The sequence below is a fragment of the Kitasatospora saccharophila genome, assembly GCF_039529925.1.
GTDB classification, from domain to species: Bacteria; Actinomycetota; Actinomycetes; order Streptomycetales; family Streptomycetaceae; genus Kitasatospora; species Kitasatospora saccharophila.
Genome location: NZ_BAAANS010000042.1, coordinates 47,201 through 71,400 on the forward strand (window position 1 = coordinate 47,201; position 24,200 = coordinate 71,400).

18 protein-coding genes are annotated in these 24,200 nt (G+C 74.5%); 5 read left to right on the forward strand and 13 right to left on the reverse strand.

Annotated elements, in window-relative coordinates; translation table 11 throughout:
* The first annotated feature begins 43 nt into the window (after positions 1-43).
* Positions 44-1,219 (forward strand): tetratricopeptide repeat protein, encoded by a 1,176-nt coding sequence (locus ABD345_RS27175; RefSeq protein ID WP_344555590.1) that lies wholly within the window; start codon positions 44-46, stop codon positions 1,217-1,219.
* Positions 1,220-1,566: 347 nt separating this feature from the next.
* On the opposite strand, the gene ABD345_RS27180 is transcribed toward ABD345_RS27175, so the two are convergent.
* From ABD345_RS27180 to ABD345_RS27195, 4 genes are all read right to left on the reverse strand, one after another.
* A complete protein-coding gene (locus tag ABD345_RS27180) occupies positions 1,567-2,295 on the reverse strand; it encodes a response regulator (protein WP_344555592.1) in 729 nt (242 codons plus the stop codon).
* Between the two features lie 33 nt (positions 2,296-2,328).
* On the reverse strand, positions 2,329-3,732 hold the full coding sequence (locus ABD345_RS27185; protein ID WP_344555594.1) for a sensor histidine kinase: 1,404 nt from the start codon (positions 3,730-3,732) through the stop codon (positions 2,329-2,331).
* Positions 3,733-3,770: 38 nt separating this feature from the next.
* Positions 3,771-4,706, reverse strand: a complete 936-nt coding sequence (locus ABD345_RS27190; RefSeq protein ID WP_344555596.1) for a CPBP family intramembrane glutamic endopeptidase — start codon at positions 4,704-4,706, stop codon at positions 3,771-3,773.
* Positions 4,707-4,900: 194 nt separating this feature from the next.
* The gene (locus ABD345_RS27195; RefSeq protein WP_344555598.1) at positions 4,901-5,440 is read right to left on the reverse strand and encodes a MarR family winged helix-turn-helix transcriptional regulator; all 540 of its coding nucleotides are present in this window, start codon (positions 5,438-5,440) and stop codon (positions 4,901-4,903) included.
* A gap of 95 nt (positions 5,441-5,535) precedes the next feature.
* On the opposite strand from ABD345_RS27195, the gene ABD345_RS27200 reads away from it, so the two are divergent.
* Positions 5,536-6,177 (forward strand): MBL fold metallo-hydrolase, encoded by a 642-nt coding sequence (locus tag ABD345_RS27200; protein WP_344555600.1) that lies wholly within the window; start codon positions 5,536-5,538, stop codon positions 6,175-6,177.
* A 92-nt stretch (positions 6,178-6,269) separates the two neighbouring features.
* Here the strand turns inward: ABD345_RS27200 and ABD345_RS27205 are convergent, their stop codons facing one another.
* Positions 6,270-7,514, reverse strand: coding sequence for a cellulose-binding domain-containing protein (locus ABD345_RS27205; RefSeq protein ID WP_344555602.1), 1,245 nt, complete (start codon positions 7,512-7,514; stop codon positions 6,270-6,272).
* Between the two features lie 85 nt (positions 7,515-7,599).
* Positions 7,600-8,796, reverse strand: coding sequence for a lytic polysaccharide monooxygenase (locus ABD345_RS27210; RefSeq protein ID WP_344555604.1), 1,197 nt, complete (start codon positions 8,794-8,796; stop codon positions 7,600-7,602).
* Between the two features lie 278 nt (positions 8,797-9,074).
* On the opposite strand from ABD345_RS27210, the gene dnaE reads away from it, so the two are divergent.
* Together dnaE and ABD345_RS27220 are read left to right on the forward strand one after the other, a co-directional pair.
* The gene (gene dnaE / locus ABD345_RS27215; protein WP_344555606.1) at positions 9,075-12,626 is read left to right on the forward strand and encodes a DNA polymerase III subunit alpha; all 3,552 of its coding nucleotides are present in this window, start codon (positions 9,075-9,077) and stop codon (positions 12,624-12,626) included.
* 310 nt (positions 12,627-12,936) lie between these two features.
* Entirely contained in the window at positions 12,937-14,598 is a 1,662-nt protein-coding gene (locus tag ABD345_RS27220; protein ID WP_344555608.1) for a PxKF domain-containing protein, read from the forward strand.
* 61 nt (positions 14,599-14,659) lie between these two features.
* Here ABD345_RS27220 and ABD345_RS27225 read toward each other — a convergent pair whose 3' ends face one another.
* The 4 genes from ABD345_RS27225 to ABD345_RS27240 all read right to left on the reverse strand — a co-directional run bounded on the left by ABD345_RS27225 (position 14,660) and on the right by ABD345_RS27240 (position 18,458).
* Positions 14,660-15,364: an 8-oxoguanine DNA glycosylase OGG fold protein gene (locus tag ABD345_RS27225; protein ID WP_344555610.1), complete on the reverse strand. Its 705-nt coding sequence runs from the start codon at positions 15,362-15,364 to the stop codon at positions 14,660-14,662.
* Positions 15,365-15,645: 281 nt separating this feature from the next.
* Positions 15,646-16,233, reverse strand: coding sequence for a histidine phosphatase family protein (locus tag ABD345_RS27230; protein WP_344555612.1), 588 nt, complete (start codon positions 16,231-16,233; stop codon positions 15,646-15,648).
* 63 nt (positions 16,234-16,296) lie between these two features.
* Complete coding sequence (locus ABD345_RS27235) at positions 16,297-17,835, reverse strand: pyruvate, phosphate dikinase (RefSeq protein ID WP_344555614.1); 1,539 nt, start codon at positions 17,833-17,835, stop codon at positions 16,297-16,299.
* A complete protein-coding gene (locus tag ABD345_RS27240) occupies positions 17,829-18,458 on the reverse strand; it encodes a transcriptional regulator (RefSeq protein ID WP_344555616.1) in 630 nt (209 codons plus the stop codon). The genes ABD345_RS27235 and ABD345_RS27240 overlap by 7 nt, the downstream gene beginning before the upstream one ends.
* A gap of 117 nt (positions 18,459-18,575) precedes the next feature.
* On the opposite strand from ABD345_RS27240, the gene ABD345_RS27245 reads away from it, so the two are divergent.
* Positions 18,576-19,736, forward strand: coding sequence for a TetR family transcriptional regulator (locus ABD345_RS27245; RefSeq protein ID WP_344555618.1), 1,161 nt, complete (start codon positions 18,576-18,578; stop codon positions 19,734-19,736).
* 15 nt (positions 19,737-19,751) lie between these two features.
* Here ABD345_RS27245 and ABD345_RS27250 read toward each other — a convergent pair whose 3' ends face one another.
* The 3 genes from ABD345_RS27250 to ABD345_RS27260 all read right to left on the reverse strand — a co-directional run bounded on the left by ABD345_RS27250 (position 19,752) and on the right by ABD345_RS27260 (position 24,142).
* Positions 19,752-21,113 carry a glycosyltransferase gene (locus ABD345_RS27250; RefSeq protein WP_344555620.1) on the reverse strand — a complete coding sequence of 454 codons (1,362 nt, stop codon included), beginning with the start codon at positions 21,111-21,113 and terminating at the stop codon, positions 19,752-19,754.
* 15 nt (positions 21,114-21,128) lie between these two features.
* Positions 21,129-21,293, reverse strand: coding sequence for a hypothetical protein (locus ABD345_RS27255; protein ID WP_344555622.1), 165 nt, complete (start codon positions 21,291-21,293; stop codon positions 21,129-21,131).
* 221 nt (positions 21,294-21,514) lie between these two features.
* Positions 21,515-24,142, reverse strand: coding sequence for a hypothetical protein (locus ABD345_RS27260; RefSeq protein ID WP_344555624.1), 2,628 nt, complete (start codon positions 24,140-24,142; stop codon positions 21,515-21,517).
* Positions 24,143-24,200 lie beyond the last annotated feature (58 nt).

The window sequence follows — 24,200 nt, forward strand, 5'->3', positions numbered from 1 at the left end:
CCCCGTGCTCCAGCACCTCATCAGACAAGACGAAAACCTGCGGATGGTCCCCACCGACCGGGCCGAGCTCACCGCCGCAGTCGACCGGCTCCAGGAGGAGCTGGCCACCGGGCCCGATCCCGACCGGACCCGAGTCCTGACCCGGTGGATCGGGACCGCCCAACTGAGCCTGGGGAACCACGACGAGGCCCACACGTTCCTCCGCCGGTCGCTCGAACTGGCCATCACCAGCGGGAACGTCCGAGCCATCGTCGCCACCGAACTCAACTTCGGCGACGCCCACCGCTACGCCGGAGACATCGAGACCGCGGAGACGTTCTACCGCAGCGCCCTGGACACCGCGCGGGGCCAGTGCCCGGAACTCCTCGACTACGCGCTCCAGCACTTCGGCAAGCACCTCATGGAACGCGGCGACCTCACCGGTGCCCGTACACATCTGCAAGAGGCGCTGCGGCTGCGGATCGCCAAGGGGGACACCGAACTGGTCGAGTCCACGCAAGCCGCACTCGACCGGATCGGCACCCTGATCGGCAACTCCATTGCGGCAGAAGGTGAGTGGAGCCGTAGGTGGACGGCCTGGCTCCAGGCCCGCACCGGCATCGCTGACCCGGCACGGTGGCACGACGGGTTCCCCGCCCTTCGCGAGCAGATCCAGGGTCTCGCCGCGCACCAACGGGTGCAGCCCCGGCACCTGTGGGACCAGCCGTTCCCCGCCGAACTGGTCGCCGCCATGGCGACCGAGGCCGAGAAGGCCCTCTTCTCCGAGGGGTACCTGCACAACGGCAAGCGGAACACGGCCGTCGGCGAGGCCGCGAACCACTTCGCCAGCCAGGTCGACTTGGCCGCGATCGTGGCGCGGGCCACCGGCCTGGAGGTCGAGCAGCCGCACACCGGTGTCTACATCGGTTACACGGAAGGGCAGTCCCTCGACTTCCACCTGGACGAGGCCGGGTTCGGCGAGGCCAACCTGATCATCTGTCTCCAACACACCCGCCCCATCGACGCGGGCAGGGCCAGTACCACCGCTTTCATCAGCGCCGCCGGCTACCTCGAATGCGACCTCGCAGCGGGCAGCGGTGTCGTCTTCGACGGGGCACTCACACCGCACGGCCGGACGCCCCTGGGCGCCGGGGAGAGCATCACCCTCATCAGCCTCGGCTTCCGCGCCCGGGACCAAGCCAGACGTGTCCTTTCGGATCTTCCCCCGGCTCCGGCGTAACCCGGGCGAGTCAATTCGAACGTCCCAACTGGGGCCCCTTGCAGCGCGGTTGCGGAGGATGGCGCCCCTCTCCTGGGGGACGAGCCATCGGCTCCTCCCGTCGGACGAGCGGGGCCGGGCGGCTTCCTCCGCCGGAACGACCGCGTCCGTCCGGTGGGTGGGGCGGCGGCGAACCATGGAGGCACGCAGACGACCGCGCCCTACGTGCTGACTCCGAGCACTGTCTCGGAGTGCCTGGCGCTGCTCCGCCTGGGCCTGGTCCGCTGCTGCCGGCCGTCACCTGCTACGCCTGCCGGGCCCGGCGCCGGGGCCGGGCCCGGGCGCGTGCCGACCCGGGCGGGTGGTCCTCAGGGCCGGCCGGGGGTGCCCGGCGCTCCGGCGCCGTCCGGTCCGGGGGCCAGGCCGGCGCGGTGGGCCAGGACCACCGCCTGGACCCGGTCGCGCAGGCCGAGCTTGGCCAGGATCCGCGACACGTAGGTCTTGACCGTCTCGGGCGTGATGAACAGCGCCCCGGCGATCTCCACGTTCGACAGCCCGTCCGCGATCAGCCGGAACACCTCCAGCTCACGGGGCGTCAGCACCCGTACCACGTCGTGCCCGGCGGCCCGGGCGCTCCCGGCCGGGCGCACGTGCTGGGCGAAGTGGCCGATCAGGTGCCGGGTGACGGCGGGGGCCAGCAGCGCCTCGCCGCGGGCCACCGTCCGGATGCCGTTGACCAGTTCCACCGGGCGCGCGTCCTTGAGCAGGAACCCGCTCGCCCCGGCGCGCAGCGCCTCGTACACGTGCGCGTCGACGTTGAAGGTGGTGACCACCAGCACTTTCGGCCCGGTGGCGGTGCCGTCCTCCGCGGCGGGCCCGACCAGTTGGCGGGTCGCCTCGATGCCGTCCAGCAGCGGCATCCTGATGTCCATCACCACCACGTCGGGGCGCAGCCGCCGCGCGGCCTCGATCGCCTCGTGGCCGTTCGCGGCCTCCCCGACCACCTCCAGGTCGGGTTGCGCGGAGAAGATGGTCACGTAGCCGGTCCGCACCAGCGCCTGGTCGTCGCAGACCAGTACCCGGATCGGCGTCGGCACCGCTGCCCCTGTCGGCGCGTCAGTCACTGGGTCTCACTCCCGAATCGTCCCGGCCCGGCCGGACCCGCCACCCCCGCCGGACCCGCCGAACCTGCTGTCCCCACCGGCCCCGCCGTCCCCCGCCGGTCCGGCTGGAATCATCGCACGGACCTCGAACCCGCCGCCGGGCCGCGGTCCGGCCACCAGTTCGCCGCCGAGCATCCCCACCCGCTCGCGCAGCCCGGTCAGCCCCCGCCCGCCGCGCGGACCGCGGGCCGCGGGCCGGGCCGCCGGGACGTTCGCCGCGCCGCCCGCCGCCCCCTCGGCCGGCCCGTCCGTGGCCACCTCGACCCCGAGTTGCCCGCCGCCGTGCCGCAGCAGGACCCGGGTCGGCCGCCCCGCCGCGTACTTGAGGGCATTGGTGAGCGCCTCCTGCACCACCCGGTAGGCGGCCAGTTCGACGTCCACGCCGGGCTCGCCCGGCTCGCCCCGCTCCTCGAACTCGACCGGCTGCCCCGACCGGCGGGCCCGCTCGACCAGGTCCGCCACCCGCCCCAGGGCGGCGGGCGGCCCGGTGTCGACCACCCCGCCGGCCGCCCCGCCGACTGCCCCTCCGGCCCCGCCCGCGCCCCCGCCGCCGCCCGCAGCCTCGTCCGCCGCCTCGCTCGCGGCCTCGCCGGTCGCCTCCAGGACGCCGAGCAGGTACCGCAGTTCGGTCAGTGCCAGCCGGCCGGTGTCGCTGACCGCCTCCAGGGCCTCCACCGCGCGCTGCGGCGCGGACTCGACCAGGAACTGCGCCGCGTCGGCCTGGACCACCATCGCCGTCACGTGGTGGGTGACCACGTCGTGCAACTCGCGGGCGATCCGGGCCCGTTCGGCGGCGGTGGCCGCCTCGGCCGCCAGCCGCCGCCGCTGCACCTCCTCGGCCCGCCGGACGCGCACCGCGCTCCCGGCCTGCCGGAACACGGCCAGCACCAGGCCGAACACCAGGTAGTCCGGTACGGCCTGCGGCGAACCGAGCCGGTGCAGCACGACCGCCAGCGCCGCGTAGAGCGCGACCGCGGCGGCGGCCAGCGCGCGCCGGGCCCGGACCTGGTGGGCCCCGGCGGAGTAGAGCGCCAGGTACAGGCCCGTGCTGGCGGGCGTGGTCGGGAAGCCCATCGCCTGGTGCACGGCGAACGCGACCGCCACCACCGCCAGCACCGCCCCCGGCCACCGGCGGCGGACCGCCAGCGGGAGGGACTGCGCCAGCACCAGCCCGGTGCCGAGCAGCCCGGTGCCGAGCAGGCCGATCGGCCGCTCCGGCAGGTCGCCGATCTGCGCGCCGACCCCGGACAGCGTCGGCACGAAGGCCGCCAGCGCGAGCGCCACCGCCAGGACGCCGTCCTTGAGCAGGGCGTCCCGCTCCCGCCACCGGTCGTACGACCCCCGCAGCAGCCGGACCAGCCGACGCTCCATCACCCTTCCCCCTTCTTCTTCCGCCGCCCGACCGCGCCTCAGTTGCCCACCCGGCGACGGGACTCGATCCCGCCCTCGCGCCGGGCCCGGACGAACATCACGGCGGCGAGGACCAGCGCGGTCAGCACCGGCACCAGCGAGGTCTCCAGCCCGAAGGCGCCGCCGTTCAGGACGGCGGGACCGTGGACGCCGACGTCGAACAGGCCCTCGGGCGCGTGCCCGGAGACCGGGATGCCGAGCAGCTGCTCCAGGGTGTTCCAGGCGAAGTGCAGGCCCGTGACGAACCAGATGCTACGCCGCCACAGGAACGCGGCCCCGAGCAGCCCGCCCGCCTCCAGCGAGATCGCCAGCGCGCTCCAGCCGTTGGCCGCCGGGACGACCAGGTGGGCGACGCCGAAGAACAGCGAGGTGACCACCAGGGCGACCCGGCTGCCCCAGAGCCGTTCCAGCGCCTGCAGGGCCAGGCCCCGGAAGATCAGCTCCTCGCTGACCGAGGCGCCGATCTGCACCACCACCGTGCTCCCGACCACCGACAGGACGTCCTTGCCCGCCCAGGAGAACGAGTAGCCGCCGCAGGCCATGATCACCAGCACCGAGCCGAGGACGAACCCCAGCCCGACCCCGCCGCCGTGCAGCGCCGCCCGCCAGGCGCCCGACCGGGCGATCTCCGGTACGGGGCGCCCGGCCTGGCGCCGCATCACCAGCCAGTACACGGCCACCGCGGCGGCCGCCCCCAGCGCCGGGACCGGCCCGGGCCCGTTCGCCGTCAGCCCCGAGACCAGGGTGACCCCCACCGCTCCCGTCAGCATCCAGCCGATCGGCGAGCGCAGCGCCCGCCGGACCGGGCCGGGCGGGCCGCCGCGGACCGCGGCGCCGCCCGCCGCCCCGGTCGCGGCCCCGGCCCCGGCCCCGGCGGTGCCCTCGCCCGATCCGTCGAACTCGACGCCCTGCTGTCCGGTGGTCGTCGTCCCCATGGTGTCCTCCCCAGTCGCGGTCCGGTCGCCCTCGCGCCGACCTGACCACCACGTTAGGAATCCGCCGACGCCCGCGAATCACCCGCGCCGGGACACCCCGGGTAGCTCGCACGGGGGATGCGCGACGGCGGCCGCGCCCCCTACCGGCCCCCGATCAGCCGCCGAAGGCCGTGCTCAGCCGCCGAAGGCCGTGCTCACCAGGCGCCGGTGACCGGGCCGCGGTCGGCCCGGGGCGCCGCCCCGCTCTCGGCGAGCGCCGCCGTGACCCGGCCCAGCAGCGTCAACGCGCTTGCCAGTTCCCGTCGTTCGGCGTCGTCGAGGGTGTCGGCGAGGGCCCGGGAGAGCAGGCCGACCCGGTGCCGGCGGTCCTGCTCGATCGCGGCCTTCCCGGCGGCGGTCAGCCTGAGGACCTTCTTCCGGGCGTCGGACGGGTCGTCACCCGCCGCGAGGTGGCCGGCGGCGGTGAGCTCCTTGACCGTCGCGGCCATGGTCTGGTGCCGCACGCCGCGGCCGGCCGCCAACTCGGCGGTGGTCAGGGCCCCGTGCAGGTCCAGCAGGTCCAGCACCGCCGCCGGGATGGGGGCGAGCCGGTCCTCCGAGCGGGTGGCCCGGACCAGGGCACCCACCGCCGTCCGCAGGTCGGCGGCGAGCCGGTCGGGCGAGGTCGCGGCGGCAGCACCGGAGTCAGGGGCGGCAGCAACGGAGCCGGGGGCGGGGGCGGGCGAATCGTTCATGGCTCCAGGTTACCGGAAGTACAGTTTCAACTGTACAGTCCACCCTGTACATCTGCCGCGCGCCCTCGCGCGCCCCGCCATCGGAAGGGCCGACGATGCACCTGACCAAGCACACCCACGCCTGCGTCACCCTGACCAAGGACGACGCCCGGATCGTCATCGACCCCGGCGCGTTCACCCCCGAGGCGGCCGACGCGGTCGCCGCCGCCACCGCCGTCCTGATCACCCACGAGCACCCCGACCACGTCGACGCCGAACTGCTCGCCCGGGCCCTGGAGACCCGCCCCGACCTGCGGGTGTTCGGCCCGCAGGCGGTGGTCGAACGCTGGTCGGCCCGCCGGGGCCGGGTCACCGCGGTGCGGGCCGGCGACCGCGTCACCGTCGCCGGGTTCGACCTCGCGGTCTTCGGCGAGCTGCACGCCGCGATCCACCGCGACGTCCCCCGGGTGACCAACCTCGGCTACCTGGTCGACGGCCGCCTCTACCACCCCGGCGACGCCTACCACGTCCCGGACGCCCCGGTGGAGACCCTGCTGCTGCCCACCAGCGGCCCCTGGACCGGCATCGGCGCGGCGGCCGACTACGTCCGCGAACTCGCCCCGCGGCGGCTGATCCAGATCCACGAGGTGATGCTCAGCCGGATCGGCCAGGAGTCGACGGCCCGCTTCCTCAGCCCCGCGATGCTCAGCCCGGTGCCCCTGACCGTCCTCCCGCCCGGCACCACCGTCACCGTCTGACGACGGCCCCGCCCGGGCCCCCGGCGCAGCCCGAGGACGCGTCGACCCCCGACCGCCCTCCCCCCCCCGGAGGGCGACCGTTCCCGGCCGGTTCAGCAGGCGATCGGCGCGGAGCCCAGGGCCACGTCGTCGTACCAGAGGGTGTCGGCGCCGTTGCCGTAGGCCTCCCAGCCGAGGTACAGGGTGACCGGTCGCGGGGCGGTGGTGCGGACGAGCCACTGCTGGTCGACGTCCGCGGTGGGGACGCCGTCGTCGTGCAGGCCGGGCACCAGGCGGTCGTCGACCCAGGTGTCCATCGACTGCCGGGTGGTGTCGACGGCGAAGCGGACGCACACCCACTGGTTGACCGGCAGCGGCACGCTCTGCGCGACCCCGACCGGGCTCTGGGCGGGCAGCGTGGCGTCGTCGGACTCGCGGTTCCACTGCAGGGCGCCGTTCTGGCCGCCCAGGCGCAGGTGCTTGTTGCCGTCGTTCGCGTCCGCCATGGTGACCATCGCGATGTGGTCGGCCGGCAGCGCGGTGGAGTGCCGCACCCAGTACCGGGCGTACACCACCGGGCCGACCGCGGTGACGTTCTTCGTGGTGGCCGCGAACACGTGGTTGCAGTACCCGGCCTGCCCGTCGATCCGCAGCGAGCGCCCGCCGCCGTGCACCACCGAGGTGTCGACGGCCACCTTCCCGGCCCCCGAGCAGTCGGGCGCGGCGACGGCCCAGTCACCGGTCAGCGTGCTGCCGCTCTGGTCCTCGAAGCCCGAGCAGACCACGGCCGCGCCGCAACCGGTGGGAACGACCGTGGACGACGGGGTCGGCGACGGCGTGGGCGACGAGCTCGGGGACGGGGTGGGCGACGGGGACGGAGTGGGCGACGAGCTCGGGGACGGGGTGGGGGTCGGGGTGGGCGAGGAGCTGCCCGAACCCCCTTGGCAGGAGGCGCCGTTGAGGGCGAAATCCACCGGGACGGGGTTGCTGCCCGTCCAGGTGCCCTGGAACCCGAAGGCCGCCGAACCCCCGCTGCCGACGCTCCCGTTGTAGGCCAGGCTGCTCGCCGTCACGGCGGTGCCGCTCTGGCTCACCTGCGCGTTCCAGGCCGAGGTCACCCGCTGGCCGGCCCCGAAGGTCCAGCTCAGCGTCCAACTGCTCACCGCTGGGCCGGTGTTGGTGACCGTCACCTGTGCGGTGAAGCCGCCGCTCCATTCGTTGGTCGTCCAGGCGACCTGGCAGGCCCCGCCGGCCGCGCTCCAGGCCGGCCGCTGTCCCGTGCCGGCCAGCAGTCCGAGGACCACCGCCACCACCACCGCGAGCACCGCCACCGGGCGCCGCGCTCTGCTCCGTACCATGCCGAACCTCCCTACTGTGTCGGTCAGTTGCCGATTGCGGGCCGTGCGGGCCCCGGGCCCTGGCGCGGGTCCGGGGCCCCGGGTGTCACGAGGCGGTGCAGGAGATGGAGCCGGTCGGGAAGTTGTTGCCGGTGGAGTTGGCGGTGAAGCCGAGGGTGGTGCTGGAGTTCGCGCCGATGGTGCCGTTGTAGGCCGCGTTGCGCACCGTCACCGTGCTGCCCGAGGTGGTCAGCACCCCGTTCCACAGGCTGGTGATCGTGGTGCCGGCCCCGGTCTGCCAGCTCAGCGTCCAGGAGCTGATCGGCGTCGCGTTGTGGTTCATCACCTCGACCGACGCCTGGAAGCCCCCGCCCCACGAGCCGGCCACGCTGTACGTGGCCATGCACCCGCTGCCGGGCATCGGGCTGCCGCTGGAGGACGGACTCGGGGACGGCGAAGCGCTGGCGCTGGCGCTCGGGGACGGGGAGGACGAAGCGCTGGCGCTGGCGCTCGGGGACGGGGACGACGAAGCGCTGGCGCTCGGGGACGGGGACGACGAAGCGCTGGCGCTCGGGGACGACGAGGTGCCGGGCTGGTGGATCCCGGTCACCTCGCCGTGGCCGCCGTCGAAGACGACGTCCGAGCAGGAGAAGAAGTTCTCCTGGCTGTCCGAGCGCACCCACTGGATGAACATCAGGGCGGCCCCGCTGCGCCCGGACGGCAGGGCGAGGTTCCAGTAGTAGTGCCCGCCGTCGGCGCCGGGGCTGCCCACCTGGGCCGGGTTGGCGACGGTGGTCAGCAGGTTGAGGTCGGCCCAGGCCAGCGGGGTGGTCGGGGACCAGCCCTGCTTGGTCAGGTAGATCCGGAACTCGCCGGGGTGCGCGGCCCAGTTCGAGTAGTCGACCTCGATCGTGGCGCCGGAGGTGAGGTGCGTCTTGGGCCAGTCGTCGCGGGCCGCGTTGTAGGCGGCGAAGTCGTACGGGGACTTGTTGCCGGCGCTGCACAGGGTGCCGTCCGGCACGTAGCCCTGGCCGCGGCCGCCCGCGTTGGAGTCGAGCACGGCGAACCAGTTGTAGAGCGGCGTGGTGCCGCCCTGCGCGACGGCGGCCTGGCAGGCCGGGTTGGTGGGGGTGAGCGATCCGGTGCCGGTGAGGCCGTCCTGGTAGCACAGGTAGGTGCGCGAGCCGGGGACCATCGCCACGCCGTGCGCCTGGGCCGGCGGCTGGCCGATCAGCAGGGCGCAGAGCGTCGCCACCGCGGTCGCGACGGCGGCGAGGATCGAGGAGGTCTTGCGTCGGGTCATGGGGGTTTCACCACCTCGGTGGAGGGGGCCCGTCCGTGCCGTCCCGGCCGGGCGGGCCGTCTGTCTGGGAAAAGCCATGGGCATGCCATGCGTGGGGACCGGGCGCGCTCCGGAGCCCCAAAGTAACCGGCCGGTCGGGGGGTGTAAACGGACCGCGTCCGCGACCGTGAAAGGTACAAGCGGACCGGGTGGCGATCCGCCGATCGGGCGCGGCGGGACGGCCCGGCCGCATTAGGGTGGGGAGTCCTTCCGCACGCCCATCCGAGGAGCACAGCGCCGTGGCCGACAGCTTCGCCCACCTGCACGTCCACACCGAGTACTCGATGCTGGACGGCGCCGCGAAGAACGGGAAGCTCTTCGCCGAGGCGGAGAGACAGGGCATGCCCGCCATCGCGATGAGCGACCACGGAAACATGTTCGGCGCGTACGAGTTCTTCCACGCGGCCGCGAAGAGTTCGGTGAAGCCGATCATCGGCATCGAGGCGTACGTGGCGCCGGGTTCGCGGTTCCTGAAGAAGCAGGTGTTCTGGTCGCCGGGCGGGCAGCGTCCGACCGGTTCGGACGGCGAGGGCGGCAAGGACGTCTCCGGCGGCGGCCGCTACACCCACATGACGATGTGGGCGCAGAACGCGACCGGGCTGCGCAACCTGTTCAAGCTCTCCTCGCTGGCGTCGATGGAGGGCTACTACATGAAGCCCCGGATGGACCGGGAGCTGATCGCCGCCAACGCCACCGGCATCATCGCCACCACCGGCTGCCCGTCCGGGGAGGTGCAGACCCGGCTGCGGCTGGGCCAGTACGAGGAGGCGGTGAAGGCGGCCGCCGCGTACCAGGACATCTTCGGCAAGGAGAACTACTTCCTGGAGCTGATGGACCACGGCCTGTCCATCGAGCAGGACGTGCGCGCCGACCTGCTGCGCCTGGCCAAGCAGCTGAACATCCCGCTGCTGGCCACCAACGACTCGCACTACGTGACCGCCGACCAGGCGGACGCGCACGACAGCCTGCTCTGCGTCGGCGTGGGCAAGAACAAGGACGACCCGAACCGGTTCAAGTTCAACGGCTCGGGCTACTACGTGAAGACCGCCGAGGAGATGCGCGAGCTGTTCCGCGAGCTCCCGGAGGCGTGCGACAACACCCTCGCCATCGCCGAGCGGATCGAGTCGTACCAGGAGGTCTTCACCTACGTCGACCGGATGCCGCAGTTCGACGTGCCCGAGGGCGAGACCCAGGCGTCCTTCCTGCGCAAGAAGATCGCGGCCGGCCTGAAGCACCGCTACGGCGACAACCCGAGCCAGGAGGTGCTGGACCGGGTCGAGCTGGAGATGGGCGTGATCACCCCGATGGGGTTCGACGCCTACTTCCTCGTGGTCGCCGACATCTGCCAGTACGGGCGCGACAACGGCATCCCGGTCGGCCCGGGCCGCGGCTCGGCGGCCGGCTCGATGGTGTCCTACCTGACCGGCATCACCCAGCTCGACCCGCTGGAGCACGACCTGCTGTTCGAGCGCTTCCTCAACCCGGAGCGCATCAACCCGCCGGACGTCGACATCGACTTCGACGACCGCCAGCGCGACCAGATGGTGCGGTACGTCACCGACAAGTACGGCTCCGCGTACACCGCGCAGGTCAACACCTTCGGCACCATCAAGGCCAAGGCGGCCGTGAAGGACGCCAACCGGATCCTCGGCTACCCGTTCTCGATGGGCGACCGGATCACCAAGGCGATGCCGCCGGACGTGATGGGCAAGGGCGTCCCGCTGGCCGACCTGTTCAACGAGAAGCACCCCCGGTACAACGAGGGCACCGAGATCCGCTCGCTGTACGAGAACGAGCCGGACGTCAAGAAGATCATCGACACCGGCCTCGGCATCGAGGGCCTGATCCGCGGCACCGGCGTGCACGCGGCCGCGGTGATCCTCTCCTCCACGCCGCTGCTCGAACTGATCCCGCTGCACATGCGGGACAAGGACGGCACCATCATCACCGGCTTCGACTACCCGTCGTGCGAAGCCATGGGCCTGATCAAGATGGACTTCCTGGGTCTGCGGAACCTGGGCATCATCGACCACTGCATCAAGATCGTGAAGGCCAACCGGGGCGTCGACGTCGACATCGACAGCATCCCGATCGACGACCCCACCACCTACCAGCTGCTCGCCCGCGGCGACACCCTCGGCGTCTTCCAGCTCGACGGCGGCCCGATGCGCGCCCTGCTGCGCCTGATGAAGCCCACCGAGTTCGCCGACATCTCCGCCGTCTCGGCGCTGTACCGGCCCGGCCCGATGGGCATGAACTCGCACACCAACTACGCGCTGCGCAAGAACGGCCAGCAGGAGATCATCCCGATCCACCCCGAGCTGGAGGAGCCGCTCAAGGAGGTCCTCGGCCCCACCTACGGCCTGATCGTCTACCAGGAGCAGGTGCAGCGCGCCGCCCAGGTGCTGGCCGGCTACTCGCTCGGCCAGGCCGACCTGCTGCGCCGCGCGATGGGCAAGAAGAAGAAGGAGGTGCTGGAGAAGGAGTTCGTGCCCTTCCACGCGGGCTGCAAGGAGCGCGGCTACTCGGACGAGGCGATCCAGGCGGTCTGGGACGTGCTGGTCCCGTTCGCCGGCTACGCCTTCAACAAGTCGCACTCGGCCGCGTACGGCCTGGTCTCCTACCAGACCGCCTACCTGAAGGCGAACTACCCCGCCGAGTACATGGCCGCCCTGCTCACCTCGGTCGCCGACGACAAGGACAAGATGGCGATCTACCTGGCCGAGTGCCGGGCGATGGGCATCCGGATCCTCTCCCCGGACGTCAACGAGTCCGTCGTCGACTTCACCGCCGTCGGCAGCGACGTCCGCTTCGGCCTCAAGGCGGTGCGCAACGTCGGCGTCCCGGTGATCGAGTCGCTGGTCGCCACCCGGGAGGCGAAGGGCAAGTACACCTCCTTCGCCGACTTCCTCGACAAGGTCGAGCTGGTGGTCTGCAACAAGCGCACCGTCGACTCGCTGGTCAAGGCCGGCGCCTTCGACTCGCTCGGCCACACCCGGCTCTCGCTCAGCACCGTCCACGAGAGCGCCATCGACGCCGTCACCGGCGTCAAGAAGCAGCAGGCGATCGGCCAGGACGACCTGTTCGCGATGCTCGGCGGCGACGACACCCCCGCCATCGGCCTGGACTTCCAGCTCACCGACCGCGAGTGGCCGCGCAAGCAACTCCTGGGCCTGGAGCGGGAGATGCTCGGCCTGTACGTCTCCAGCCACCCGCTGGACGGCGCCGAGCACATCCTCACCAAGAACCGCGACGTCTCGCTCGTCGACCTGCTGAACTCCGGCCGCACCGAGGGTGAGGTCCGGCTCTCCGGCCTGATCACCGGCGTCGACCGCCGGATCAACAAGGCCGGCAACGCCTGGGCGATCATCACCCTGTCCGACCGCGACGGCTCGATCGAGGTGCTCTTCTTCCCCGCCGCCTACCAGCTGATGTCCGCCCAGATGGTCGAGGACAACGTGATCTCCGTCCGCGGCCGGCTCAACGACCGGGACGGCACGCTGAGCATCTTCGGCCAGGAGATCACCACCCTGGACATGTCCTCCGCCGAACTCGGCACCAAGCCCCCCGTCCAGATCACCGCCCCCGTCGGCCGCCTCACCCCCGACGTGGTCGCCGAACTCAAGGCCACCCTCCAGGCCCACCCCGGCGACGTCCCGATCCGCCTGCTCACCACCGGCTGGGACAAGAACACCCTGTACGAACTCGGCTTCACCGTGAACCCCGACAACGGCCTCGCCTCCGACATCAAGACCTTCCTCGGCCCGCACTGCTGGCAGGGCACCATCTGACCCCCGCCGCCCGGCGGCCCCGCCCGGGGCCGCCGGGCGCCGGCCGGGCCCGCGCCCGCCGGCGGGGGCTCCCCGAGAAAAGTCCAACGCTCCTGACGGATCGTCAACCGTGTTGGCAGATGGGCGTGTTGCCGCCATCCGTCCGGTCGATCGTGCGCCGGTCCGATGCCGCGGTACTGCCGCCGCGCGCCCTGCTGCGGCGCGCCCCGGTCGGCCAGGCGGCCCCGGGGTCCCCTCCCTCCCCACCGCACCCGCAGCGCACTCCGGGCCGGCCCGCCGGCCGGTGCGCCGAGAAGAGAGGTGGAGTCACATGACAGCGGTCCCCACGGCCGGAACCCGGGATCGGCTCCGACGGCCGCGCGGCCGGACGGCGCTCGTCCCGGCGGCCGCCGCGCTCTGCGCGCTGGGCGTGGTCGCGCCCGCGTCACCGGTGGCGGCGGAAGCGCCCCCCGCACCGACGGCCTCCGCGGCCCCCGCGCACCGGCTGGTCTACGTCGCCAACTCGCGCGCCAACTCGGTCACGGCCTACGACCCGTCGACCGACGCGCCGGTGGCGACCGTCCCGGTCGGCAGCTACCCGCAGGCGGTGGCGGTCTCCCCCGACGGCACCCAGGCGTACGTCGTCAACAACGGCAGCGGCACGGTGTCCGTGCTCGACACCGCCACCGCCGCGGTCACCGCGACCATCACGGTCGGCCGGCTGCCCGGACCGGTGGCCTTCTCCCCGGACGGGACCCGCGCCTACGTCGGGCACTACGTCAACGCGCGGTCGGGCGGCGTCGACGTCATCGACACCGCGACCCGCACAGTCACCGCCACCGTGCCGGTCGGCAGCCAGCCGTTCGGCATCGCCGTGACCCCCGACGGGGGCCGCCTGTACGTCGCGAACCTGATCGGCGGCTCGGTGTCGGTGGTCGACACCGCCACCCTCACCGACACGATCGTCGACGGCCGGGCCCGGATGCCCGCCGCGCTGGCGGTCTCCCCCGACGGCGGCCGGGTCTACGCGGCGAACTACGCCAGCAGCAACGTCTCGGTGATCGAGACCGCCACCAACACGGTCAGCGCCACCGTCCCGGTCGGGGCCGGCCCCGGGGGCGTGTCGGTCGCCCCGGACGGCAGCCGGGTCTACGTCGCCGGCCAGAACGACAACACGGTCTCGGTGATCGACCCCGCCACCGGCACCGTCACCGGCTCCGTGCCGGTCGGCGCCACCCCCGTCGGCGTGCTGGCCGACCCGGCCGGCGGCGCCGTCTACGTGGCCAACAGCCAGGGCGGCACGCTGTCGGTGATCGACCCCGCCACCGGCACCGTCACCCGCACCGTCGCCACCGGCAGCGGCCCGTACGCCCTGGCCACCGCCCCCGTCGCCCCCACCGTCACCGGGGTGCGCCCCGGCCACGGGCCCGGCGCGGGCGGCAACACCGTCACCGTCACCGGCACCCACCTGGCCGGCGCCCTGGACGTCCGGTTCGGCGGCGCACCGGCGAGCGGCGTCACCGTCCTCGACGACGGCACCCTGGAGGCCACCGCCCCGCCCGGAACGGCCGGCCCCGTCGACGTCACGGTGACCACCCCCGCCGGGACCGGCCCGCGCTCCGTCGCCGGCCGCTACACCTACGAGTACCCCTTCAGCGGGTTCCGCCCGCCGGTCGCCGACCCGCCCGCCGTCAACCGGGCGAACGCCGGCCGGACCGTCCCGGTCGAGTTCGCCCTGGGCGGCGACTTCGGCCCGGACGTCATCGCCCGCGACTCCCCGGCCGTGACCCCCGTCGACTGCACCACCGGCACCCCGCTCGCCCCGCCCGCACCCGCCACCGCCGCCGGGAGCGGCGCCCCGTCCTTCGAGGCCGACGCCCGGGGCTACCGCTTCCGCTGGCAGACCGACCCCTCCTACGCCGGCAGCTGCCGACTGTTCACCGTCGGCCTGACCGACGGCACCCAGCACACCGCCCTGTTCCGCTTCCACTGACCCGCCCGCCCCGGCCCCCCGGCCGGGGCGGGACCCCGGCCGGGGCGGGACCCGGGCACCGTCAGGACGCCCGCCCGCCGTGGTGGAACAGCGCCGCCTCGACCTGGTCGGGCCGGACCGACCGCTGCCGCGCGAGGCCGTGGACGAGGTCGAGGTACTGCCGGTACCGGTCGGTCCTCCACCCGGCCTCCGGCCACTTCCCGTCGACCGCCCCGAGCCGCTTGAGCGCCCGGGAGACGACGCCGTCGAGGATCAGCGGCGCGTACGGCCCCGCCCCGGCCCCGCCACCGGCGAAGTACAGCACCTTGGTGAAGAACGCCGGCCCCAGCTGCGCGATGCCGTGCTCGTTGTTGAAGGCCCGGTACGCCTCCACCGGTCCCCGCTCCCGCAGCGCCGCCAGGGCCGCGCCGAGCCGCGCGTCGATCTCCGCGACGGGGGTGCCCGCGAAGACCCGCCCGCGGCGCCGCACCCCGCGGGCCTTGGTCCCCGTCCCCCACACGAGCGCGGCCACCAGCAGGTGCCGGTCGGCCTCGACCGTCCCCGCCCGGGCCGCCACCGAGAACACCGTCCGCCGGTCGACCCGCGGCCGGCGCCCCACCCGCGGGCAGCCGTCCAGCTCGCCCGGCCACCAGCTCGCGTCGGGGAGCAGCGGGAGCCACCGGTCCCGGTCGAAGGGAACCGCCTGGCCGAGCACCGCGTCGAGCTCCGGGACCGGGAGGCCCTCCAGCGGTTCCCGCGTCCCGCTCCCCGCACCGCTCTCCGTCAACGCCGCCCGCCCCTCTCGCCGCGGCCCCGGGGCGTCCGACGCACGGGGCGCCGGCCGCGCGGAACCGCTGGATCCGTGAAGTCCCCGTTCTAGCAGAGGAGCCGGCGGGCGGTCAGGGGTTCTGCCGGGGCCGGCGGGGGTGTAGCCGGCCACACCCCCAAGAGTGCGGCTGCGCTCATTGTTCGGCCCCCGGCACGGACGGTCTACTGTCCGTCATGACCGCCACGCGCCACGCAGTCGGACCCCGCCGCCGGCGCCCCGGGGGCGGGTGCCGGCCGTGGTCAGGGGCGGGCGCCGGGGCCGAAGCCGGTCCAGCGCAGGTCGGCCGGGAGGTGGCCCATGTCGTTGTGGAGCAGGAGGGTCGGTGCGTCGCCGTCGCGGTACTCGATCACGGTGAGCGCCGCGTTCCCGCAGCTCAGCCCGAGCCAGCGGGATGGCGGCGCGCCCAGGGCGTCCCGGACCAGCCAGGCCACCTGGTAGGCGTGGGTGACCAGGACCTCGTGCGTCTCGGTCCCGGCCGGGCGGGCGAACCTGCCGGTCAGGGCGTCGGCCGCGCGGCGGGCGGCCTCGGCCTCCGCGGCGCCGTAGCCGTCGAAGAACGCCGCCCACCCGGGCGGCACCTCGGCCGGTACGTGCGGGACGTGGTCGACCAGCTCCGGTGCCTCGCGCACCTCGGCGCCCGGCAGGCGGGTGCCGAGGATCTGCGCGCTGTAGACCGCCCTGGGCAGCGGCGAGTGCCAGACCGTGTCGATCGGCAGGGCGGCCAGCCGCTCCCCGAGCAGCTCCGACTGCCGCTCCCCGGCCCCGGTCAGCCGGCCGAGGGCGTCGGCCGCCCCGTGCCGCACGAGGTGGACGTGCCGGGTCGCCATGGTGGGTCTCCTCTCCGCGGACGTCCGCGAGCGTTCGTGGGGGTCGGCGAGGGTCCGCGCGGGTCAGCGGTCGCGCAGGGCCGCGTGGGCCGCGGCGAGGCGGTGGGCCCCGGCGCGGGCGGAGTGGTCGCCCGAGGCGTCGTCGGCCCAGGCGAGCAGTCGGCGGACGTGTTCGTCGTCGGCGCCGGTGACGGTGCGGGCGTGGCCGAGGACCACCTCGCCGCTGCTGCCGTCGACGGTGACGAGGGTGCCCTCCGGGAGGGTGCGGCCGCCGGCCGTCACGGCGGCGCCGTCGACGGCGAGGCCGGCCACGCCCACCGCGGCGGGCTTCCCCATCGCGCGCGCGACGACCGCGGCGTGGCTGGCGGGCCCGCCGCGGGCGGTGACGATCCCGGTGGCGGCGGCGAGGCCGCGCAGGTCGTCCGGGGAGGTCTCCGGGCGCACCAGGACGACCGGGCCGCTCCGGGCCGCGCGCACCGCGCCGTCCGCCGTGGTCGCGATCCGGCCGGTGGCGACGCCGGGGCAGGCGCCGGTCCCCCGGGCGAGGACGTCGGCCTCCCCGGCGGCGATCCGCGGGACGCGGGCCTGCCGGAGGTGGACCGGCGAGATCCGCAGCAGTGCCTCGTCCCGTCCGATGAGCCGCTGGTCGGCCAGTTCGGTGGCGACCCGGATCGCGGCGGCCCCGGTGAACCTGCCGGGCCGGACCTGCAGGAACCACAACTCGCCGGACTCGAAGGTGAATTCGACGTAGCAGGCGTCGCGGTGGTGCTGCTCGATCCGGTGCAGGGCGTCGAGCAGCCCGGCCCACACCCGCGGCTGCCGCCCGGCGAGTTCGCGCAGCGGCCGGGTCGTCGCCCGCCCGGAGACGACCTCCTCGCCCTGGCGTCCGAACAGGACCTCGCCGAACGGGGTGTGCTCGCCGGTGCCGGGGTCGCGGCTGAACGCGACGCCGCTGCCGCTGTCGCCGTCGCGGTTGCCGAAGACCATCCGCTGGACGATCACGGCCGTGCCCAGGTCGTGCGGGATGCCGTTCAGCTCGCGGTAGGTGTGCGCGCGCGGCGCGTCCCAGGAGGAGAACACGGCCTCGACCGCCCGCCGCAACTGCCCGCCGGCGTCCTCCGGAACCGCCACCGCGCCCGCGGAAGCACCCGCAGCAGCACCCGCAGCAGCGCTCGCGGCGGCGAAGCCGCGCAGGAAGCCCCGCCGCGCGTCCAGGGCGAACGCCCGGTCGCCGGTCTCGGCGGCCAGGCCCTCGGTCGCCCCGGTCGTGAGGCCGAGGTTGAGGACCGTGCTCAGCATGCCGGGCATGGCCGCGGCGGCCCCGGAGCGGACGGACACCGCCAGCGGCCGGCGCGGCCCGCCGAAGGTCCGCCCGGTGGCGCGTTCGAGGTCGGCCACGGCCGTCGCGAGCTCCCCGTCGAGCCCGGCGGGCAGGCGCCCGTCCCGCCGGAAGGCGCGGCAGCCCTCCGTGGTGACGACGAACCCGGCCGGCACCGGCAGGCCGAGCCGGTGCAGCACGACCAGGCCGGCCGCCTTGCCGCCCAGGGTCTCGGCCGTCCCCCCGGTCCGGGCGGAGAGCGCGCGGACCCACCGCGTCACCACCGGGCCAACCCGAGCGTCGCCAGCAGGTCCTCGTGCAGTTCCGCCCAGACGACGTGGTACGAGGCGGTGTGGTCGGCCAGGTACGCCGACTCGCCGGCGGCGGCCCGTTCGAGGGCGTCGGCGAGGCGCAGGCGGTAGCGGCCGAACCGGGGCAGGACGGCGGACAGTTCGGCTCCGACCTCGGCGGCCCGCCCGTCCAGGTCGGCGAACCGGGCGAGCACCCGGGAGTCGTGCGCGGGGTCGCCGTGGTCGTTGACGGTCGTCACGCCGTCGACGGACCGCAACTGCCAGGCCGTGCAGAGGTCGAGCAGCTCGGGATTGAGGACCATGAACCGCTCGTACGCCGCCGCCACCCGCGCGCGGGCCCCGGCCGCCTCCAGTTCGCCGGCGATCCGCTCGGCGTCCGCCGCGCGCCCCGCGTCCGTGAGGCACCACACCGGCGGCGCGCCGGACAGCCGGGTGACCAGGCCGTCGACCCCGAGGTCGATCAGCTCGGACTCGGCGGCGGACTCGTCGAGCCCCGTGATCGCCCCGAGCCGGGCGACGCCGACGGCGCCGGCGCAGCGCAGGGCGTGCAGGACCAGCAGGGCGGCGTCCGGGGCGCGGGCTTCGGACCGGTTCATCGGGTGCTCCTTCCGGGCGGGTGCGCCCACGGCAGCTCGAATGTTGCCGACATTCGGATACAGCCATCATCCGAATGGCGTGGGTATCATGACACACCAGGAGCCGAAGGGGACACGATGGCGAGACTGACCCGCGCCCAGCATCAGGAGCGGACCCGCGCGGCGGTGCTGGTCGCGGCCCGGCAGGAGTTCGCCGAGCACGGCTACACCGAGGCCAAGGTCGACCGGATCGCCGAGCGGGCCGAGCTGACCAGGGGCGCGGTCTACTCCAACTTCACCGGCAAGCGCGCGCTCTACCTCGCCGTCCTGGTCGACGCCGCCGAACGGGCCCGGGACGCCGCCGACCCCCCGGCCGAACCGCCCGCCTCCGCCGGACGGGCGCTCGGCTCCTTCGCCCGGGTCTGGCTCGAACGGCTGCCCTTCCTCGGCGACTCCCCGGGGAGCGGCCACCTGCGGCTGCGCTCGCTGTCCGGCGTGCCGGACACCGAGCCGGCCCGGGCCGCGCTCGCCGAACTCGTCCGGTTCGAGGCTCTGTTGCTCGCCCTGGCCCTCACACCGCGCCCCACCGCGCCCGCCGCCCCCACCCCGTTCCCCGCGTCCGCCGTCGCCCCGGGGACGGTGCGGCGCGCCGGGCTGGCCCTGACCCTGCTGCACGGTGCGGCCGCCGTCGCGGAGAACGCCCCCGGCGTCGGCGACCCCTTCGACCTGGCCCGCGCCGCCGAACACCTCGCCGACACCGACCTCGGCGACGACCCGGAGCCGCCGCACCTGCCCCACGTCGCCCCGGCCCGGGCGACCGAGACCCGGTGGACGCCGCCGGACGGCCTGCGCGACGAGATCACCGGCCGCCCGGTCGACCTCGGCCGCGACGGCGTGGTCGTCGTGCTGGGCGCGGGGCGGCTGTCCGCGGCCGAGGAGGCGCTGCGCTCGGCCGGGCCGGACGACGGGGTGACGGTCGTCGTCGTCACGAGCGACCCCGCCGAGACCGGCCGGCTGGCCCGGCTGCGGCTCGTCGACCTCATCGGTTGCCTGCGCCGGGTCTTCCCGCCCGACCGCCTGCCCCGGGCCCGCGTCGTCCTCGACGACGCCGGCACCGTCCCGGCCGCCCTCGCCCACCTCTCGACCGCCGACCGCAGCCCCGGCCCGGACCTCGACCTCACCGAGATCGCGGTCCGGATCCGCGGCGGCCTGATCACCGCCCACGCGACCGGCCGCGGCGCGGGCCACGCCGCGACCCGCCCCCGCGCGACCGCCCCCGACCGCAGCCCGACCCCCTGAGGCCCGACCGCCCGGTCAGCGGTCGACGGGCGGGACGGACAGGGCCAGTTCGACGTCCTGGCGGGTGCCCCAGCCGGTGCGCGCGCAGGTCAGGGCCCCGTACCACTTGAGCGCCCGCAGGACGGTCATCCCCCACAGCAGGGTCAGCGGGGCGAGGGCGAGGACCGCCAGTTGGCGGCGGAGCGGGTGGCCGTGCCGGCGGACGGTGAGGTAGCGCAGCGCCTCGACGTAGGAGATGACGGTCGGCACCACGAGGAGCAGCCACAGCGGCACTCCGACCGTGAACGGCTGCCACAGGAACAGCCACAGGAACAGGACGCCGCCGGTGGCGGCGGTGAACAGGTGCGCGGCCTGCAGCCAGAACGCGTAGCCGGTCAGCGGCAGGTAGCGCAGGCGCCAGCAGGTGCGGATCGCGGAGCCGCGCATCCAGCGCAGCTGCTGGCGCAGGTGGTGGTCGAGCGTCTCCGGCATCGCGGCCAGCCCGAGGGCGCTGGGCTGCTGCACCGTGCGGCCGCGCAGTTTGGCGAACAGCGTCAGCATCGAGTCGTCGGAGAAGACCACGGGGCGGCCCAGGAAGGTCTCGCCCAGGTAGGCGCGGGCGTGCTCGCGGACCACCGCCGCCCGGTACGCGGCCAGCACGCCGGTGTTGACCAGGACCGAGCCCAGCACGGACTGGGCGGAGCGCTCGTTGAGCTGCCAGACGGTCATGTAGAGGTCGGTGCAGCGGGTCAGCAGGTTCTTCTCCGCGTTGGCGGCCAGCACCACCCCGGCCACCGACTGGACCCGCGGGTCCGCGAAGGGGCGCAGCAGTTCCGCGACGGCCTCGGTGTCCAGGTCGGTGTCCGAGTCGATGGTGAGGAAGAAGTCCGCCTCCGGGGCCCGTCCGGCGGCGAGGAGCTGGGCCGCGCGCTTGCCCCGGTTGGGGGTGCGCTGCCAGCTCACCGCGACTCCCGCGTCCCGGCAGGCCGCCCGGAACCACTCCCGTTCGCGCCGGTAGTCGACCTTGCTGCCGTCGTCGACCACGTGCACGGCGTCGGGCGGGCGGCTCTGCGCCAGCAGCGAGGCCAGGCAGCGCCGCAGCCAGCCCGGGTCCTCGTTGAAGACCGGCACCAGGACCGCGACGTGCGCGCGGTCCAGCGCGGCCTGCCCGGCGGGGTCGGCGCGGTGCGGGCGCTCGCAGTACGCCAGCACCGTCCGCCAGGCGAGCCAGCCGAACATCGCGGTGTAGAGCGTGCCGAACGCGGGGGCCGGCCCGCCGGGCGGGCCGGCCCCCGCCTCGACCCGGCGCACCAGCAGGTACGCCCCGGCCAGCACGGTCAGGCCCACGGCCGCCAGGACGCGGCGCGGCAGGGCCGACGCCGGATGGATGCGTGCCACCGGAGTCCCGCCCGCTCAGTCCCGCAGGCTCCGGCCCCGGCGCCACGCCACCCGCAGCGCGAGCACCCCGGCCGCGACCAGGGACAGCGACACCAGCAGCAGCCACTTCTCGGTCAACGCGACTCCGAGCACGGTGATCGTGCCGAGTCCGGTCCCGGCCAGCTGTCGGCCTTCCGACATCGGGGTCCTCCTTCGGGGTCCGCCCGCCGCCCCGGCGCGGGGCGCCACCGCCCCGTCCGCCGGGTGGCCGGGCTCCCCGCCACGCTCCTACACCGCGCCGCCCGGCGGCACGACCCCACGCCGCGGTTCCCCTGCCTGGAGCACACCCGCCCGCGACGCCCCGGCCCCCCGGGCCGCTCGCCCTGGTACTCGCAGCGGAATCGGGCGCGGGCCACTCCGGGTCACTGGGCCGTGAGATGGCGGACGAGCGGCTCGACACCCTCCGGGTCGAGGGTGATGATCCGGCAGGTCAGCGGCGTATCCGAGCCGGTGGTGAACCCGGCTGCGCGACGGGCAGCCGGCTCGGTGGAGGAGAGCAGGACCGTCAGGGTCCGGGTGTCAGCCCGGGCCGCGCGCCGAACGAGACCGAACCGGGGCCGTTTCCGGTCAGGCGGGTCGACGACCAGGACGAAGTCGTCGGGTCGGCGCTGGGCGGGGCCCCGGTCGGGTGCGGTGTCCAAGCGTGCGTCGATGCCGCGTCGGCACAGCAGGTCGGCGAGGGTGCGCACCCGGACCGTGCGGGGGTCGTCGGTGTCCGGGTACGGGTGGGTGATCCTGACCCGCAGCGGCACGGGCAGGCCGAACAGGGCCTGTACGGTTTCGGGTGTGGCCGGGGCGGTCTGCCCGGTGCTCGGGCCGGAGCCGCCGTCGAGGCCGACCCGCTCGGTGAGTGCGTGCAGCTCGGCCGGGTCGAGGCCGGCCAGGACGTCGACCAGCCGCCGCTCGCGGATCGCCTGCAGGAGCCTCGCGCCCTGGTCCGCGCCCTCGAACGGTGCCAGCACCGTTGCTGCCCATTCCGCCGGAACCACCTGGGCGAAGACCGCGGCGAAGCGTTCCTCCGGGGGCATTCGGGTGCCGTCGGTGGCAGCTGTGCGGCTGGCCGACAGGGCTTCGCGAGCGGCCTCGTCGAACCGGCCGATCGTGCTGCGCGCAGCACCGATCCCGTCACGACGGTCAGGGGCCAGGTCTCCGACGAATCCCATCGTCCGGCCCGACCCGCGTTCCAGCGGCAGCCGCACCAGCCAGGGGTCGCGAATGTGCGGGTAGGTGATCCGCTCCAGCGCCTCCTCGTACCTGAGCAGGTCCCGGCCGAGCCGTTCGGCCGTCTTGACGTCGGCCTCCAGCCGGTCCGTGCCGGCCGGTCGGCCCGCCGGGTCCGGGAGGTCCGCTTCCAACGCGGCGTGCAGGCGGAGCCGGGCCAGGCCGAGTTCCTGGCCGACCCACGTGGACAGTTCGGCCCGGTCCCCGGCCGGCACCGCGACGCGCTCCGCGTCGGTTCGCAGGGCGTGGACGACCAGGTCACGGTGGCGCAGGTGGGCGGGCTTGCCGTCCACCTGCGGGACGGTCTGCGGGGCCCGCGCGGCGATCGCTTCGACGACGCGGAGGGCCTCGTGGTGGCTGCGCGCCTCCGGAGAACCGTCCTTGGGCAGGCACTCGCCGATCCGCAGGGCCGGTGAGGCGGTCCTGACCCAGCCGGGTGCCTCCTGCCGAGCGGCGGACAGCCGCTCCAGCAGGTGGGCGCGCAGGGGTTCGGCAGCAGTCAGCCACTCCGGGGAGTCCGCGGGGATGCCGCAGTGAGCGGCCAACGCGGACAGCACGGCCTCGGTGGTGGTTCGCGGCTCGGCCATGACGGGGCACTCGGCCAGCGCTTCCCACAGCACCTGGTGGTCGCGGGCTGCCCCGCCACCCGTCTGCTCTCCGGTCCGGGCCCGGCTGCCGATGTCGGGCCAGGAGTAGCGGAGGCGGCCGAACACCCGCTTGGAGCAGAGCGTCCCGGCAGGCCCCTTCCACCAGACGACCAGGTAGGTACTCGGATGGGGTTCGGAACCCCCGGTCCACAGGTGCGAGGCTTCGAGCAGCAGGGCGGCGGTGTCCTCGGAGAGGCCGCTGGGCCTGTCGCCCGCGAGTTCCCGCAGGCGCTCGCCGATGGACTGCGGATCGCCGTCGGCGGCCAGCAGTTCGGCCCGCTCCAGCAACCCGGCGCAGCGCCGCTCCCGGTCTTTCAACCGATCTGTCCGGGAGCCGAGTTCGCGCACCGTCGTGGCGATGTCCGCGGGCAGCCCGGGGGCGTACCTCAGGGGGGCGAGGCCCTGGACGGCGCGATCCGGGTCGTCCGGGGCGATCCGGGCTGCTTCGGTCAGCAGTCCCAGGGCCAGCCAGAGCCGGCGCCGTCTGACGGGCCAGGCGCGAACGGCCACCAGCGAGGTCGCGGCCTCCTCGGCATGGTCGGCGATCCGGCGCTCCAGGACCGACCATTCGCGCAACGCCTTCTGGTTGGCTTCGTAGAACTCGTCGATCCAGCCCCGCACCCGCTGGTAGACCTCCCCGGCGGAACGGTTCCCGAACGGCAGGATGTGGAGGTCCTCGGACCCGAAGTCGGTGATCACCAGCAGGCAGGGGAGGTGGCGGCCTATTCCGAGAGCTTGCACGAACCGCCAGGACTCGCGCTGGCCCGGAACCGCGCGCAGCACGCCGTCCCGACCCGTGCGATCACGCAGGTCCAGTTCGTCGCCGTCGGCGAACGGGTGGAACGCGCTGGGGCGCAGTGCGCTCCACCCGTCACGGGCGTCGTACCGAGTGCGGGTGTACGGGCCTGCAGGGGGGTCGGCGAAGAAGGCGAAGCGCACTCGTCCGGAGGTGCCCGCGATCAGTCGGGCGCCGAAGGCAAGCAGGAACTCCCTACCCCGCTCGCCGCCGTCGTCGAGCAGGAGGATGGTCCAGCCGAAGCCGTCACCGAGCAGGGGGCGGTCAGGTCCACGCTGGAAGACGTACCCGTAGATCTCGTCGGCGGAGTTGACCCGGAAGCCCATGCGCCGACTCTAGGACGGGGCTGCCCCGAAATCCCGGAGTTCGCCGAAGTGGACCACA